Annotated in this window: 18 protein-coding genes and 1 pseudogene; 8 read left to right on the forward strand and 11 right to left on the reverse strand. The window is 58.8% G+C overall.

The window, feature by feature from the left end; all coding sequences use genetic code 11:
* Positions 1–71: 71 nt before the first annotated feature.
* The 10 genes and pseudogenes from H4V98_RS16560 to H4V98_RS16605 all read right to left on the reverse strand — a co-directional run bounded on the left by H4V98_RS16560 (position 72) and on the right by H4V98_RS16605 (position 7,829).
* Complete coding sequence (locus H4V98_RS16560) at positions 72–806, reverse strand: ABC transporter ATP-binding protein (RefSeq protein WP_196865110.1); 735 nt, start codon at positions 804–806, stop codon at positions 72–74.
* Positions 803–1,567 carry an ABC transporter ATP-binding protein gene (locus H4V98_RS16565; protein WP_196865109.1) on the reverse strand — a complete coding sequence of 255 codons (765 nt, stop codon included), beginning with the start codon at positions 1,565–1,567 and terminating at the stop codon, positions 803–805. Before H4V98_RS16565 ends, H4V98_RS16560 begins: the two co-directional genes overlap by 4 nt.
* Positions 1,557–2,528, reverse strand: coding sequence for a branched-chain amino acid ABC transporter permease (locus H4V98_RS16570; protein ID WP_196865108.1), 972 nt, complete (start codon positions 2,526–2,528; stop codon positions 1,557–1,559). Before H4V98_RS16570 ends, H4V98_RS16565 begins: the two co-directional genes overlap by 11 nt.
* On the reverse strand, positions 2,525–3,397 hold the full coding sequence (locus H4V98_RS16575; RefSeq protein ID WP_196865107.1) for a branched-chain amino acid ABC transporter permease: 873 nt from the start codon (positions 3,395–3,397) through the stop codon (positions 2,525–2,527). Before H4V98_RS16575 ends, H4V98_RS16570 begins: the two co-directional genes overlap by 4 nt.
* Before the next feature lie 97 nt (positions 3,398–3,494).
* Positions 3,495–4,697, reverse strand: a complete 1,203-nt coding sequence (locus tag H4V98_RS16580; protein WP_196865106.1) for an ABC transporter substrate-binding protein — start codon at positions 4,695–4,697, stop codon at positions 3,495–3,497.
* 49 nt (positions 4,698–4,746) lie between these two features.
* Positions 4,747–5,550, reverse strand: a complete 804-nt coding sequence (locus tag H4V98_RS16585) for a GntR family transcriptional regulator (protein ID WP_196865105.1) — start codon at positions 5,548–5,550, stop codon at positions 4,747–4,749.
* Between the two features lie 96 nt (positions 5,551–5,646).
* Positions 5,647–6,451: pseudogene (locus H4V98_RS16590) on the reverse strand (hypothetical protein); the annotation flags it as partial.
* 312 nt (positions 6,452–6,763) lie between these two features.
* On the reverse strand, positions 6,764–6,919 hold the full coding sequence (locus H4V98_RS16595; protein ID WP_196865104.1) for a hypothetical protein: 156 nt from the start codon (positions 6,917–6,919) through the stop codon (positions 6,764–6,766).
* A 147-nt stretch (positions 6,920–7,066) separates the two neighbouring features.
* Positions 7,067–7,417 (reverse strand): copper-binding protein, encoded by a 351-nt coding sequence (locus H4V98_RS16600; protein ID WP_196864807.1) that lies wholly within the window; start codon positions 7,415–7,417, stop codon positions 7,067–7,069.
* Positions 7,418–7,457: 40 nt separating this feature from the next.
* The gene (locus tag H4V98_RS16605; protein WP_196864808.1) at positions 7,458–7,829 is read right to left on the reverse strand and encodes a DUF4148 domain-containing protein; all 372 of its coding nucleotides are present in this window, start codon (positions 7,827–7,829) and stop codon (positions 7,458–7,460) included.
* A 151-nt stretch (positions 7,830–7,980) separates the two neighbouring features.
* Between H4V98_RS16605 and H4V98_RS16610 the strand changes: the two genes are divergently transcribed.
* The 3 genes from H4V98_RS16610 (at position 7,981) to H4V98_RS16620 (ending at position 10,584) form a co-directional block, all read left to right on the forward strand.
* On the forward strand, positions 7,981–8,661 hold the full coding sequence (locus H4V98_RS16610; protein WP_196864809.1) for a heavy metal response regulator transcription factor: 681 nt from the start codon (positions 7,981–7,983) through the stop codon (positions 8,659–8,661).
* A gap of 14 nt (positions 8,662–8,675) precedes the next feature.
* Complete coding sequence (locus tag H4V98_RS16615) at positions 8,676–10,082, forward strand: heavy metal sensor histidine kinase (protein ID WP_231374902.1); 1,407 nt, start codon at positions 8,676–8,678, stop codon at positions 10,080–10,082.
* A 220-nt stretch (positions 10,083–10,302) separates the two neighbouring features.
* The gene (locus H4V98_RS16620; protein WP_196864810.1) at positions 10,303–10,584 is read left to right on the forward strand and encodes a CopK family periplasmic copper-binding protein; all 282 of its coding nucleotides are present in this window, start codon (positions 10,303–10,305) and stop codon (positions 10,582–10,584) included.
* Positions 10,585–10,628: 44 nt separating this feature from the next.
* Here the strand turns inward: H4V98_RS16620 and H4V98_RS16625 are convergent, their stop codons facing one another.
* Positions 10,629–10,898, reverse strand: a complete 270-nt coding sequence (locus tag H4V98_RS16625) for a hypothetical protein (RefSeq protein ID WP_196864811.1) — start codon at positions 10,896–10,898, stop codon at positions 10,629–10,631.
* A gap of 385 nt (positions 10,899–11,283) precedes the next feature.
* Here H4V98_RS16625 and H4V98_RS16630 point away from each other — a divergent pair, with 385 nt between their 5' ends.
* The 5 genes from H4V98_RS16630 to H4V98_RS16650 all read left to right on the forward strand — a co-directional run bounded on the left by H4V98_RS16630 (position 11,284) and on the right by H4V98_RS16650 (position 15,733).
* Entirely contained in the window at positions 11,284–11,622 is a 339-nt protein-coding gene (locus H4V98_RS16630) for a hypothetical protein (protein ID WP_280757718.1), read from the forward strand.
* A gap of 11 nt (positions 11,623–11,633) precedes the next feature.
* Positions 11,634–13,055 (forward strand): TolC family protein, encoded by a 1,422-nt coding sequence (locus H4V98_RS16635; protein ID WP_196864812.1) that lies wholly within the window; start codon positions 11,634–11,636, stop codon positions 13,053–13,055.
* A 45-nt stretch (positions 13,056–13,100) separates the two neighbouring features.
* Positions 13,101–14,534 (forward strand): copper oxidase, encoded by a 1,434-nt coding sequence (locus tag H4V98_RS16640; protein WP_196864813.1) that lies wholly within the window; start codon positions 13,101–13,103, stop codon positions 14,532–14,534.
* A 193-nt stretch (positions 14,535–14,727) separates the two neighbouring features.
* Positions 14,728–15,243 carry a cupredoxin family protein gene (locus H4V98_RS16645; RefSeq protein WP_196864814.1) on the forward strand — a complete coding sequence of 172 codons (516 nt, stop codon included), beginning with the start codon at positions 14,728–14,730 and terminating at the stop codon, positions 15,241–15,243.
* Positions 15,233–15,733: a DUF411 domain-containing protein gene (locus tag H4V98_RS16650; RefSeq protein WP_196864815.1), complete on the forward strand. Its 501-nt coding sequence runs from the start codon at positions 15,233–15,235 to the stop codon at positions 15,731–15,733. Before H4V98_RS16645 ends, H4V98_RS16650 begins: the two co-directional genes overlap by 11 nt.
* The last annotated feature ends 6 nt before the right edge of the window (positions 15,734–15,739 follow it).

Here is a 15,739-nt window from a genome sequence, read left to right on the forward strand (position 1 = left end):
GATCAAAATTTGGTGTTGTTGAATCATGCACATGCAGTGGTCTCCAAGTCGTCCCGGGCGTGTGCCATGCCCTACAAGCCCAGATAAGCTTGGCGTAATTCATCGCTGCCCAGCAGCTCGTCGGAGGTGCCCGAAAAGCGGATGCCGCCGTTTTCCATCACATAAGCGCGATCGGCCACTTCAAGCGACTGTCCCACGTTCTGCTCGACCAGCAGCACTGCCAGGCCAGTGGCGCTCAACTGCTCAATCAAGCTGAAGAGCTCCTCGACCAGCAGGGGCGAGAGGCCCAGAGATGGCTCATCCAGAATCAACAGGCGCGGCTCGGCCATCAGGCCACGGCCAATCGCCAGCATTTGCTGCTCACCGCCGCTCATGGTTCCAGCCAGTTGACCTTCCCGTTCCTTGAGTCGGGGAAAAGTCGTGAATACCTTGTCGATGTTTTCTGAGCGGCGCTCCCGGGCACGAACAAAACTGCCTAACGCGAGGTTTTCGGTCACACTCAGATTGGGAAAAATCTTGCGGCCTTCAGGAACCTGGATCAAACCGGCCTTGACGACGTCGGTGTAGTGCGCGCCGCTCAGGTCGGAACCGTCAAACAGTACCTTGCCGGCCCACGCCCGGTAGATGCCGCACATGACATTGTTCAGGGTGGATTTGCCGGCGCCGTTGCTGCCCAGCAGCGCCACGGTTTCACCAGGGTTGACATGCAAATCGACACCGCGCAACACCTCCACGCGGCCATAGCCACCTCGCAGCCCTTCGATAGTCAGCAAGGGGGCCGAAGTGACTGATGGTTGGATAGTCATGCTGCCACCTTCTTGTTGGCTGCAGCGCGCAAGCGGGCAGCTGTTCCATGGCCCAGATAGGCTTCAATCACCTTTTCGTCGGCCGTGACATGTGCCGGACTTCCCTGGGCAATCAGCTGACCCTGAGCCAGCACCCAGACGTATTGGGCCAGGTTCATCACGGCCTGCATGACATGCTCGATCATGAGCACCGTCACACCACCATCGGCAATGCCGCGCACCACCGGAATCATCTCGGCAATCTCCTGCGGATTCAGGCCGGCCAGCACTTCGTCCAGCAGCAGCAGGCGCGGCTGTGTGGCCAGCGCGCGGGCCAGTTCCAGCCGCTTGCGCCCTGCCACCGTGAGGTCGCCTGCCGGCTTGTCAAGCTGAGACGCCAGCCCCACCCGGGCTGCAACATCGGCAGCCAACGCCAATGCAGCACGGCGGTTGGGCTCTTTCAAGTGCGCACCCACGGCAATGTTCTCGCGCACGGTCTGGGCCGCAAAAGGCTGAACAATCTGGAAGGTGCGCGTCATGCCCAGCCGGGCATTCAAATGCGGCGTCTGGCCGGTAATGTCTTGACCGGCAAAGCGCACAGTGCCGGTGTCAGGCCGGATAAAACCCGACATCAGGGCAAACAGCGTGGTCTTGCCGGCGCCATTGGGGCCAATCAATGCGGTGAGCGAACCATCGGGCACCGCCAGACTGACGCCCTGCACGGCCTTGAGGCCACCAAACGACTTGCCCAAATCTTGCAGCAACAACAAATCATTCGCCATGGCGGCCCCCCGAGCGCTTCCACAATGCCACCACCGATTGCCCGATGCCGGCAATACCGCGCGGCAGGAACATCACGATCAGCACCAGCACCGTGCCGTAAATCACCAGGCTGATGCCGGGCAACTGTCCAAAGAGATTGCGTGTCACATCCGCCAGTACATGCAGCACCACGGCCCCCAGCACCGGGCCCCACACCGTGCCAATGCCACCCACAATGGCCGCCACCAGGGCTTCAACCGATGTCATGGAGCCGTAGCCAATGGCGGGGTCGATGTACTGAAACACCTGCACATAAAACGCCCCGGCTGCGCCCATGAAACCGCCAGAGAGCGCAATCGCCCCCATCTTCACGTTGAACGGGTTCACGCCGATGGCGCGTGCGGCGTCTTCGTTGTCACGCACGGCCTGCAACCATGCGCCAAAGCGCGAGTTGCGCAGCCACCAGCTGACCACAAGCGCCAGCGTCACAAGCGACAGTATCAAGAACACATACCCTTTTCGCGAACCAAACTGCATGTTGGTGAACGACTCATTCAGCGGCAGCATCAGGCCCACGCCTGCGCCTGTGAATGGCACTGACAGCGCCAGGATGCGAAACACCTCGGCAAATGCCAGCGTTACGAGCGCGAAATAGGAACCCTTGAGACCGTACCGGAATGACAGCCCGCCCACGAACAGGCCCACCAGCGCACTGCCAGCCACTGCCAGCGGCAACGCCACCCAGGGATTGATGCCGCCCTGGACCTGCGCAATCACCTGGATGTAGGCCCCTGTGCCAAAAAAGAGCGCATGGCCGAACGAAAACTGCCCGCCGAAACCGCCCAGAATATTCCAGGCCTGCGCCAGCAATGCGGCGTAGAGCGCCATCATCACAAAGTTGAGCAGAACGCCCGAGTCAGAAAATACGGTCACAGCCGTAACGACTGCTGCAAACAAGAAAATGGTTAAGAGCTGCTTCACGACCTGGCTCCAAAAAGACCTTGCGGGCGAAACAGCAACACGGTGATGAAGATGACAAAGATGCCAATCTGCCCCAGCGATTCGCCAAGATACAAGCCGCCCAGTGACTCGACCACCCCAACCAGCAAACCGCCCACCAGTGCACCGGTAAAGCTGCCCATTCCGCCCAGCACCACAATGGTGAAAGCCACCAGCACAAAGCCGCCACCCACCTGTGGATTCACGTAATAAGCAGGCAGCAGGAAACATGCAGCAGCGCCCAGGCATGCCAAGCCGATGCCAAAGCTCATGGCATATACATGATCCACATTGATGCCCATGAGCTTGGCGCCGTGCTTTTCACGCGCCACGGCCCGAATGGCGCGGCCCAGGTCTGTCCTGTTCACAATCCAGAGCAATATCCCTGAAACCACCAGCGCCCCCGCAAACGCCACAAGCTTGGGCAGCGCGATCATGGCTGGGCCTATCGCCACCGTGCTCAGTGTGTAGGCGGTGTCGATGGTGCGGGTGTCGGACTTGAAAAAGAGCAAAGCCAGGTTTTCCATCACGATGGAAATACCCAGCGTGACCAGCAGAATGTTCTCGTCCTTGCCATGGCTGGCACGGTTGATGACCAGGCGCTGAAGGGCGTATCCCAATGCGAACATGCCCGGCACCACAATGGGCAGCGCCAGATAGGGATCGATGCCCAGGTGCTGCTTGAGCAGATAGACCGCATACATCGCCAGCATCAACGAGGCACCATGCGCAAAGTTGATGATGTGCAGCACGCCATAAATCAGCGTAAGGCCGAGCGCGATCAAGGCATAGACCGCGCCGGTCGTCAGGCCGTTCAGGATGGAGGGAAAGAGGATGCTGAACTCGAACATGAATAGTTTGTCCGGATTTCAGGCAAGGTTCCAGCCGATGCAACCCATTCCTGGATGCTTTGGCGGCTGCTGCCTGGGGAACCGAAATTGGGTGGTGTCAGGCTTTCAGCGGAAAGAGGGGATCAGCTTGGCGGTATTCGCGCGGGATGATGACCTTGATGTCCTTGTCGAGCACCTGCACCATGAGCGGCTGTGCCCCCTGGTTTTGGCCATTGACAAACTTCGTGGGCCCATAAGGCATGAAGTGGTTTGCGAAGGTGCTCTTTTCCAGCGAATCAATGATGGCGGCGCGGTCGGTGGACTTGGCACGCTCCAGCGCATCGGCCAGCAACCACATGGCGGTGTAGGTCAGGAAAAGTTCATAGCTGAAGAACAGGCCCTTGGCCTCCACGCGCTTCTTCAGCGCTTGCGCCTTGGGGTCCTTGGGATTGAACCAGTGGTTGCAGTCAATGATGCCGTTGGCGGCTTCCGGAAACTCCTTGAGGAACTTGTAACTCGATGCCGCACCGCCCAGAACGGAATAGATGGCCTTGGGCGTGATTTTTTGCTGCTGCATGGTACGCACCAGGAGCGCGTACTCGTTGTAGTAATTGGCAGGAATGACAATGTCTGGATTGACAGCTTTCATGCGCAGCACAATGTTGTTGAAGTCGCGTGTCGGGTTGGCGTGTTTGACGATTTCCTTGACCTCGTAGCCAAAGCCTGGCAACTCACGCGCCAGCAGCTGCGCCGTGCCACTGCCAAACAGCGACTCTTCATGAATGATCATGACCGTCTTGGCCGGCTTGCCTGCTGCAGTGTTGAGCACGTGCAGATTGGAAATGGCTGTTTCCGCCACCTTTTTATAGCCGGGCGCAAAACGAAAGGTATTTTTCAAGCCCCGCTCCACGATCTGGTCAGCCACTCCCACGTCCACCACATGCGGCAGGTTGTACTTGGCGGCCGTCTGCGTGGTAGCCAGGCAAATGGCCGAGGCAAACGCGCCCACCACAGCAGACACGCCCGCCTCATTCATTTTTTCCACTTCGGCCGCCCCGGCCTGCGGTTGCGACTGGGCATCACCCAGGAGCGCCTCGATCTTTGCGCCACCCAGCGACTTGATGCCACCCGCCTTGTTGATGTCTTCGATGGCCATCAACGCGCCTTCACGGCATTGCTGGCCTGAATACGCCAATGCACCGGTCACAGGATGCAGGACCCCGACCTTAATGGTGTTGGGCTGAGCACCGCCCACAAGAGGAAAGGCAAGGGCCGAAGCCGCAACTGCGGACTGGGACATGAAATGGCGACGGGTGGTCATGGACTATCTCCTGGCTATGGTTTTAGAGAGTGCAAAAACGTAGAAATCTTCAGTGAAACTGGGCAGACAGCTCTTTGCTGACCCACACCTTGGCATCAATGCTGCCCACGCGTGACAGCTGCATCTGGTACTCATAGCGATCCGGGCGATACAAGCCATGGAGCCACTGCACCGGACGTTCCTGGTCGTCGTAGATAAGACGCCGCACTGCCAGCAAGGCAGAACCCACCGCAACATCCAGGTGTTTTGCGATCACCGCATCGGCCAGCTTGGCAGAGATGGTCTGGTGAGCACGGCCCACCCTCACACCCGACTCCTCCAGCAGCAGCAAGATAGGCTTCAGGGCAAGTTCTCGCTTGCCGAACTGTCGTGCAATATCGCCGGGAATATAAGTGGTGATGTGGGACAAGGGCCCCTCGCGGGTACTGCGCACGCGAACCGCTTTTTGTACCGCATCCCCCGCACCAATCAGCAAGGCTGCCGCCACCGCAGGAGAAGCGGCAACGGTCTCGACATCCAGCACCTTTACCGAAGTCCGAAGCCCCATGCTCACCAGATTTTCCAAAAGGCCTGTCAGGTGCGCACGACTGGCTTTCCCGTCTCTGGCGGAGCCGCTTCGAACGTCGGGCTGCGGCCGCACTGGACGGGTTCCACGGCCCGGCTCGCGTGAAATCATGCCTTCGCTCTGCAGCAATTCCAGAGCACGCCGCACCGTCACACGAGCAACGGAAAATTGCTGCATCAGTGTCAGCTCACCAGGCAGGCCGGCATCAAATCGACCCTCTTCTAACTGCTCACGCAGCACCAGATAAATCTGGTGGTACTTCGGCAGAGGCAGATTTGTTGAGCGCATGAGATCATCATAAAAACAGTTCTAATGTCCTGTCAATAAGACATTTAAAGAAAAATCCCTGCTCAAGGGTTAGTCCTAGGTGGAGGGTCCCGCAGAGCCGGCAAGCGCGGGACCGTTCTTCGTGCGGGGAGTCAGCCCATAGTCTTTCTCGCGAGGCAGGTGGGCGAACAGGGTGAATCGGCTTGACCGCTAAGCCAGCGCTCCAATCGCAGACCGGTTCAGGCCGATGATCAAATCACCCTCCCAATGCCCGGGCACAGTGCGATCCTCGGCCTCGGCGGGGCGGCTGGAGATCATCTCCGCCGCGCTGACGGGCGCCCACGCTTTGGCTTGGGCCCTGGCCCGCAGCACACCCAGCGCACTCCCGGTACGAAAACAGCTCACCAGCTCGTGCTTGAGCGCACCTCGTCCCTGGATATAGAGGGCCTGGTAGATGGCTTCGTGAGAGATGCGCAGGGATTGGTCATCCGGAAACCAGACCTGCAGGCGCTTGGCAATCTGCTCGGGCGCCAGCCATTGCCCCATTTACGGTCACTGCGATGGGGCTTGTTGCGGCCCTTGAACGGTGCCTGCCGAGGACCGGCAATCTCATGGCCATCAGTGTCATGGACTTTCCCGGCCAAGCGGTCCTGGACATAGCGGTGCAGCTTGGGGTTGGTTACCAATTTGGCAGGCTTGGGTCTTTTGACCACCAGTTCTGCCTTCATTGCGCGATCGAGGGTCGATATTCGAGCTGGCCGCTACGAATTACCGCGTTGCGTGTGAGCTCCCGCTAAACCGTTGACGGGCTTCGCCCGATACGGCCAGCTTTTCACCCGCACACCGGCGTCTCGGGCATGGAGCAGCCCAATGTCTTTGCACCCGGAGAGCGCATCGCTCCTCGGCCCGTTAAATTCTGCATCCAACCTGCAGGTCGCCCCATAAACACCTCCTTGGTTAAAGGTGTTGCGACGACTGGTTGAATCCGACCAATACGCGAGTAATGCGCATCAGTCGCTGGTGACAAGGCGTGGCATGGCGGGCTGAGCCGAAAGGCAACTGCCGGGAGCGTCAACTCGGTGATGGAACGCTTCTTACTGAGCCTGAAGATCGAGCGGGTCTGGCAACGCGACGACGCCAATCCACGGCCAAGCCATCCATGACATGGCTGACCCACTAGTTTAAAGAAAGCCGCATCGAGGCATTTTCAACTGGCGTAGCGGGTCGCAAATTTTTAAACCCTGTCTTTGCTGGTGTGCCTGCCGCTGAAAAACAGGTATTTAACCAACGAAATTGCTGCAAGTGCCAGCACCACAAAAAGCAACAGGCACAAGAGCCCCATGACCCACATCATTGGGCCACCTGCCATGGCGTCCATCATGTTTTGCATAATTATTTTTCCAATGCTATTAAAAATTCGAAAAGTCTTACATCACGAAACTGAACAATGCACCTAGCATAGCTGGGACCTTTTGGGCAGGCGTTTACCCTTCTGACGCTGGTGCCCGTATGGTCCATCAATCGTGACGAGCAAGGGCTACATGGCCGCTTCAATAGCCGTTATAACCAGAGCGCCATTGGATTTTTCAGCCGCAAACTTGATTTTGTCTCCGACCTGCATTTTTTCAAGCATCGCAGGATCTGTTGCCTTGAAGACCATTGTCATGCCAGGCATCTGAAGGTTTTCAATTGCCTCGTGCTTGATGGTGAGCTTGCCCTGCTCGGTGTCGATCTTGCGCACTTCTCCAGATGTCAACTTTGCGGAAACGGCAGGCATTGCAGTTTCACTCAAGGTTGAAGTCTGCACGTCAGAGGCAGCCATTGCGACCCCTGAACTGCCCGCAAACAGGGCTGCAGCCATCAGCAAAGCATTTATTTCTGTCTTCATGAAACTCCTAAGTGTGGTCGATCAATGAACGACCAGATGTTTACCGGCGGTACAGTTCACGGTTGCGGCGTTTTTCGGCGTCTGTCAACACCACGCTCGGCTTGGCAGTGTTGTGCGCAATGGTGTCGGTATGAACAAGAGCGCCTCCTTGAAACGCATAACTGTGCCGCGGGAGCGAAACACGCCGCTCGTTATCGACAAGCTTGCTGCCATCGGAAGTGACAGGATTGTTACGGAAGGCCTGCAACTCTTGCACGACCTCGGCGCGGGTTTTGGTGCTGGTGCTGGTATTGGCCTCAATGAGGCTAACGCCGCGCTCGTTGCCTGCCCAGCCGGTGTGGCTGTTGGCAAAAGCGGCAGGAACGGCAGCGGCCACCAGGGCCAGAGCAACAATGGTTTTACGAATGGACATGATCAAGCTCCTTTAATATCAACGGAGTTGTCCCAAGCCTGGGAGCAACCTGGATGCAACTGCTGCATCACGGGTTTAAATGTAGAAGCCGGGGGGCAACACCGGGCTGACCGGCAGATTACAAATACGTTATGCATGACGGGGAGCGATTTTGAAGATTTTGGTGATTGAAGACGAGCCCAGAGCGGCCGATTATTTGCGTCAAGGCTTGGCGGAAAGCGGCTACGCCGTGGAAGTGGCCCATAACGGAACGGACGGCCTGCACGCGGCGGTCAATGGCGATCATGCATTGGTGATTTTGGACATCATGCTGCCCGGCATTGACGGGTTTGCCGTCCTGTCGGCGCTGCGCACCACCCGGCAAGTGCCCGTTTTGATGCTCACAGCCCGGGGCAACACCGATGACAAGGTGCGCGGGTTTGACTTGGGCGCTGACGATTACCTGCTCAAGCCTTTTCAGTTCCCTGAACTGCTGGCCCGGGTGCGCGCCCTGCTCAAACGCGGCCAGCCTGCCCTGAAGGACCCCGTGTTGCGCACGGCCGATCTTGAAATCGATCCGGTGCGTCACCGGGCAACCCGGGCAGGCCAGCGCATCGACCTGTCTGCCAAAGAGTTTGCCCTGCTCACCCTGCTGGCCCAGAAGGCGGGTGAGGTGCTGTCCAGAACCCAGATCGCCTCGCTGGTGTGGGACATCCATTTCGATTCGGACACCAATGTGGTTGAAGTGGCAATCCGGCGGCTGCGCGCCAAGATCGACGACCCTTTTGACGACAAACTGATCCACACGGTGCGCGGCGTGGGCTATGTGCTCGAACGCCGCACCGGGCCATGATGCGAAGGCCAAGCATGGTTTGGTGGTCTCGAAACTCACTGGCCATGTGGATCGCCATGGCCAGCGCGTTGTTTGGCCTCATCCTGACCGGCGGGGCCATCGTCACCGGGTTTTATGCCCTGTCGCAGCAACTCGACGCCCGCGCTGCCCAAGAGATCAAGGGAAAGCGCGATTTGCTGCTGCACGTGCTGTCGGAAATGCCTTCGCCTGAAGCCATAGCGCAAAATCAGCACCGCTTTGGCGATCTCTTGATTGGTCATGATGACCTGCACCTGGCCTTGAGTGACCCCACCACAGGGCAACCGGTTATGAACTTTTCTTCTACCGCACAGCAGTCCGTGGTGGCGCTCGATGTCAAAGCGCCCACCGATTCGCTTATTTGCAGCTGGAGCAGCGCCAGTGGCGCCCAGTTCATTGCGGCTCGGGGTACCGGTTGGGTAGCCAATGGCAAAGCGGTGCGTTACTACCTTTCCTTGGACCGGCTCCATGACCGCAAGCTGCTCAGTGGATTTATACGCACCACATTGATTGCATTACCGGTGCTTCTGCTCCTGGTGGGGCTTGGCGCCTGGCTTATCGCGCGCACCAGTTTGTCACCCCTGCGCCGGTTCCATCGACTGGCCGCCTCCGTGGGCACCCAGTCGCTCAGCCAGCGGGTGTCATCGTCTGGGTTGCCCACAGAACTCTATGAGCTTGCCCAAGCGTTCAACAGCATGCTGGGGCGAATCGATGACGGCTACCAACGGCTGCAGGCGTTCTCCGGCGAGTTGGCCCATGAAATGCGCACGCCTGTGGCCACGCTGATGGGAAGAACGCAAGTGGGTTTGTCCAAAACCCGTACAGAAGCGGAGCTGCGAGAAGTTCTGGAAGGCAATGTTGAAGAGCTAGAACGCTTGACACGCTTGATCGCCGACATGCTTTTCATCGCCAGCGCCGAGCACAACGGAGATATTCTCAACCGTGAGCCGGTCGATCTCGCCCGCGAGGCACGGCAGGTTGTCGAGTATTTGTCGCTGCTCGCCGAGGAGCGCGGTTTGACACTGGAGGTATCCGGCGCTGCAACGATTGTGGGCGACCGGTGGTTGATCCAGCGCGCCTTGAGCAACCTGGTGTCCAACGCCATTCGCCATGCTCAAGACAATTCCCAGGTGGATTTGTTGATCGCTATTGACAATGATCGGGTTTCGGTAAGTGTTGTCAATGCAGGTGACGGCATTGCCCCGGACCATTTGCCCCACATTTTCGAGCGTTTTTACCGGGTGGACTCGGCCAGGGCTCGCCTGGACGGCGGCACGGGACTTGGCCTGGCGATCGTGCGCTCCATCATGTCTGCCCATGGGGGACAGGTGAGCGCACAAAGTGGGCTGGACGGCAAGACTACGTTCACGCTGTCATTTCCCCAAAAAATCGTTGTGCAGTGACATGCCTCACGGCCTGCTGCTGCGCCTGAGAAAGCAGATCGACCCAGAATTTTTGCGTATTGCGGACCCGATGGAATCTAACAAATTCGTAATGTTCCGGTCAGCCTGCAGTTGGCCTGAACACCTTACATTGCTGCCAGTGAGCCATAAAAGTGGCATCACAGAGCCCTTCAAAAAATTTTAAGGGCTATCTGAATACGAGCCGAAAAGGATTTTTATCATGCCTGCTTTCAAAGCTGTCGTTGGATTCAGTCTGGTCTTGTTGAGTGTCTCTGCCTTTGCCATCGATCGGGAGGGTATCGAAAAGTCCGTCAAGCTCAAAGACGGCTCGACCGTGCATGTATTCAAGGACGGCAAGATGGCGATGGAAAACAAGTTCGGCCGGCCCTACCGGATGAAATCCGGCCAGCCGATGCAAACCGCAGATGGACAGTCCATGACCATGAAGGGCGATGAGGTCGCCAGGCTGTCCAATGGCCAGCGCGCCCACATGAAGCCTTAAGCCTGACAGTGTCTGTACTTTGTCACACACGCCGCTGAAATCGATCATGGCCCGAGCGGTTCAGAGCAAGAGGGCATTTCGCTTACCATCGCCAGCAGCATTGCTGTGCAAAAATAAACTATTGAAAAATTTTTACCTCTGAACTGATCATGCGCCACCTGTTTATCGCTCTCTTGATTGCCTTGCTGCCGCTGCGCGGCTGGGTGAGCGAAGCCATGGCGACTGAAATGGTGGTGGCGCAAGTCCAGATGCAGCAGCAAGGCGCTGCCAAAGCAACCGCAGGGCATGTCCATGCAGTGGGTGAACCAGCTCACATTGTTTCCGATACATGGGCAGCCAAGGCAGCTTTGGCTGCAGCTGATTGTCCCGGCCATGCCTCGCAAGGAGACCCCCACGCAGCAGACACGCACTGCGAATCCTGCAGCGCCTGTCAGGTCTGCCATACGCTGGCGCTGACTCCTGCGCCTGCTTTCAGTGCTACTACGGCACCCAACCTGGGCGCACTGCCTCGCGCGGAAGTTGCCCAATTCACCAGTGCCCAAGCGGCACGGGGACAAAGACCACCGATTTCCTGATTTCCAGGCCCGTATTGGGCCTGTACTTGCTGCCGGCATGGCCCCTTATGGCCTTTGCATCGCATGCGATGCCCGGACAACCGCGATTTTTCCCATCGCCCCGCTTGTATTTCAGGAGATTTTTGTGACTATTCGTTTCTATTCAGGCCTGCCCGCTGCCGTGGGCTTATTGGTGGTGTCCTTGTGGGCCACCCAGGCCAGCGCGCAAGCGTCTGCGTCTGCAGCTTCGCCAGCAACCCTTGAGGCGCCAGCAGCTCCAGAACAAACCGCCCTGCCAGCTTACCGATCGGCGCTGGAGGGCTACCAGCGCTACACCGAAGAAAAAATGGTCAACTGGAAAGAGGCCAATGACGCCACCGCGCGCATTGGCGGTTGGCGTGCCTACGCCAGGGAAGCCAGCCAACCGCAAGCGCCAGAAGGCGCCGACAAGCTCAATTCCGGCGCCATGCCAGCCAAACCGTGACAGGAACCCCCATGAAAAGAATTTTTCGATTGACCGCACTGGCTACGGCCAGCCTGGTGCTGGCGGGCTGCGCATCGGTCAACATGGACCAGGCCGTGCGGGACACGAACGACACCACAAGCACATTCACCCAAGGCAAGCTCGAACTCAGCCGCACCGAGCAGCAAGCCCGAGCCAGGGCCAGGCTGAGCAGCGAGTTGCTGGCCAATCCCCTGGGCATGGACGAGGCCGTGCAGCTGGCGCTGGCCAACAGCCCGGCAGTGCAAACCCTGCTTGCCCAAAGCTGGTCCGACATGGCCCAAGCCAATCAGACCGGCCGCATTGCCAACCCGGTCTTCTCGTTCGAGCGCATCCGCTTTGCGGACGAACTCGAGCTCGGCCGGTTGCTGTCGTTTGGCCTGCTGGACTTGCTGACGCTGCCGCGCCGCCTGGAGATTTCAGAGGGTCAGATGGCGCAAGCCAGGGTACAGCTCAGCGCCAATGTGGTCGAGCAGGTCACCCAGGTACGCCAGGCATGGGTGCGCGCCGTGGCCGCGCAGCAGTCCTTGGCCTATGCACACCAGGTCAACCTGAGTGCGAAAGCCAGTGCCGAACTGGCGCGGCGCATGCGGCAGGTGGGCAATTTCACCAAACTGCAGCGCGCGCGCCATCAAAGCTTTTATGCCGACAGTGCGGCCCAGCTGGCGTCCAGCCAGCAAGCCAGCACCGCGGCCAGGGAAGACTTGATCCGGCAACTGGGTTTGACAGAGGCACAGGTCGGGCAACTCAAGCTGCCCGAGCGCCTGCCTGACTTGCCCAAGGCGCCGGTGCAAGCGGCGGTGGTCAATGCCAACGCTCCCGATCAGCGCCTGGATGTGAAGATCGCACGCAACCAGCTCGAGATGGCCGGCAAGTCGCAAGGCTTGAACCTCATCACCAGTCTGGTAGACGTAGAGCTTGGGGTGCGCCGCGACACCGTGTTCGACAACGCAGCAGGCACCAGCACACCGCGCAAAGGCTTCGAGCTGGACATTCGTCTGCCGATCTTTGACTGGGGCACGGCCAAGCGCGATGCCATGAACGCCCAGTCGCTGGCCGCAGCCAACCGCTACGAAAGCACGGTTCGCGGTGCGTCGTCGCAGTTGCGCGAAAGCTATTCAGCCTACCGCACCGCCTACGACGTGGCGCGCCACTACCGCGATGAAATCGTACCGCTGCGCCAAGTCATGGCTGAAGAAAACATCCTGCGCTACAACGGCATGCTGATCGGGGTGTTCGAATTACTGGCCGACAACCGTGACCAGATCGCCAGCATCACCGCCGCCCTCAATGCCTACCAGCAGTTCTGGCTGGCTGACGCCGCACTCGCCGCGTCCATGACCGGCAAGCCGACGGCATCGGCCATGGCCGCGCCAATGGCCGGCGGTAGCGGCGGCAACGCAGCCGGTCACTGAAACCGGTCACGCCCAGATTCACGAAACATATTGAACAAAACTCTTATGAACAACAGACGAAATTTTTTGACCGGTGCAGGCGCCATCACCACGGCGGTGGCCGCTGCTGCGGTGAGCCGGGTGGCCATGGCCGCATTGCCAGAGCCGGTGTTCCAGACCACGCCCGACACCATGGCGCCGCTGGTGCCCAATACGGGCCGCCCCTACAACCCGGTGGTCACCCTGAATGGCTGGACACTGCCCTGGCGCATGAACGCAGGCATAAAGGAATTCCACCTGGTGGCCGAGCCCGTGGTGCGCGAGATGTCGCCCGGCTTCAAGGCGCACCTGTGGGGCTACAACGGCCAGTCGCCCGGGCCCACGATTGAAGTGGTCGAGGGCGACCGGGTGCGCATCTTTGTCACCAACAAGCTGCCCGAGCACACCAGCGTGCACTGGCACGGCCAGCGCCTGCCCAACGGCATGGATGGCGTGACGGGCTTGAACCAAAAGGCCATTCCGGTTGGCAAGACCTTCGTTTACGAGTTTGTGGCGCGCCGCCCGGGTACCTTCATGTACCACCCACATGCCGACGAGATGACGCAGATGGCGATGGGCATGATGGGTTTCTGGATCACGCACCCCAAGGCCGCGCATCCCTTGATCGACGAGGTGGATCGCGACTTCGTGTTCCTGCTCAACGCCTACGACATTGACCCGGGCGCCTACACGCCCAAGATCATGACGATGCTCGACTTCAACCTGTGGAGTTGGAACAGCCGGATCTTTCCGGGCATCGATCCGCTGGTGGTGGCCAAGAACGACAAAGTGCGCATCCGCATGGGCAACCTGACCATGACGAACCACCCGATACACATTCACGGGCATGAATTTACCGTGACTGGCACCGACGGCGGACCGACGCCCAAGGCAAGCCGCTGGCCCGAAGTCACCGCCGATGTGGCGGTGGGGCAGATGCGCCAGATCGAGTTTGTGGCCAACGAAGAAGGCGACTGGGCCTTTCATTGCCACAAGAGCCACCACACCATGAACGCGATGGGCCACGACGTGCCGACGCTGATTGGCGTGGACCATCGCAAAGTCGTAAAAGACATCACCAACGTCATTCCCGACTATATGGTGATGGGCGAGCGCGGCATGGCCGACATGGCCGAGATGGAAATGCCTTTGCCGGACAACACCGAACGGATGATGACCGGCGCGGGCCCCTTCGGCTCGGTCGAGATGGGCGGCATGTTCAGCATTGTCAAGGTGCGCAAGGGCCAAAAAGCCGGCGACTACAAAGACCCGGGCTGGTACAAGCATCCGGCCGGCAGTGTGGCGTATGAATGGACCGGCGCACTGCCGAATCCGGCGCGCTTTGCCGCCGAGGGCGGCCAGACCATGAAAGCGCAGAACATGCCGATGAAAGAAGTTGAAGTTCAGGTTCGCAAGCCCGTGATGCGCGGTATGGGCGGTATGGGCGGTATGAATCATTGACGATCAGCATTCCATCCATCGAAGAAGGCATCTTGTGCAAAACCGAATTACTATCAAAATAGTAGCTGTCAGCACAATATACACCTGCGCTACAGCCTTTTTTTAACAAATTTTCAGGCCTGTCGTCTGCTTGCAAACTGGCGCTGGCCCGACCACTACATTTTTTTCCATTCCCACGCTTGAAAGGTATTTCATGAAATCACGCAACCTACTGATCGCCATCCCCGGCATCTTTTTGGCCATGACGGCAATGGCCGCAGGCAACCACGCCGGGGGCCACGGCAGCGTCGAGGAGATCGGCAAACCCGGCGTTGCCGCCAACGTGACACGCACCGTCAACGTCGACATGACCGACGACATGCGCTTTCACACCTCAAAAATCGCCGTCAAGCAGGGTGAAACCATCCGCTTTGTTGCCAAGAATTCCGGCCAGGTCAAGCACGAAATGGTGCTGGGAACCCAAAAGGAACTCAAGGAACACTATGAGGTGATGAAGAAAAACCCCGAAATGGAGCATGCCGACGAAAACATGGTGACGGTCGCGCCCGGCAAGAGCGGCGAAATCATCTGGCATTTCACCAAGGCTGGCAAGGTGGACTTTGCCTGCCTGCAGCCTGGCCACTTTGACGCCGGCATGAAGGGGGTGGTCAATGTGGCAGGCGCCAACGTGAAAGCCAAAGGTCAGAGCCATGGCGAGCATGCACATTAATTCCGTTTCTCGTCGCTTCGCATTGAAGCTGCCGTTGGCACTGCTGGGCCCTGCCGTCGTCGTGCAGCCTTTGGGTGCGCTGGCAGCCAGCAGCGCCAGCCCCATCAGCGTCTGGAAAACGCCAAGCTGTGGCTGCTGCCATGAATGGGTGGCGCATCTGCGCAAGAGCGGCTTTGAAATGACAACCCATGACGTCGAAGACACGGCGCCCTTTCGTCAACAATTTGGCTTGGATGCCAAATTTGCTTCTTGCCACACTGCGCGTCTGGGCAACTATGTGGTGGAGGGCCATGTTCCGGCGAAAGAACTGCGCCGCTTGCTGCGCGAGCAACCCAAGGCGCTTGGCCTGGCCGTGCCCGGCATGCCGATGGGCTCACCGGGTATGGAAATGGGCAACACCCGGGATGCCTACGACGTGCTGCTGGTGTTGAACGATGGCAGTTCGCGCATTTACCAATCCTACCCTTCCCGATCTTCTGTTAAATCCTGAAAGAAA

This window comes from Polaromonas sp. CG_23.6 (assembly GCF_029892315.1).
Classification (GTDB): Bacteria; Pseudomonadota; Gammaproteobacteria; order Burkholderiales; family Burkholderiaceae_C; genus Polaromonas.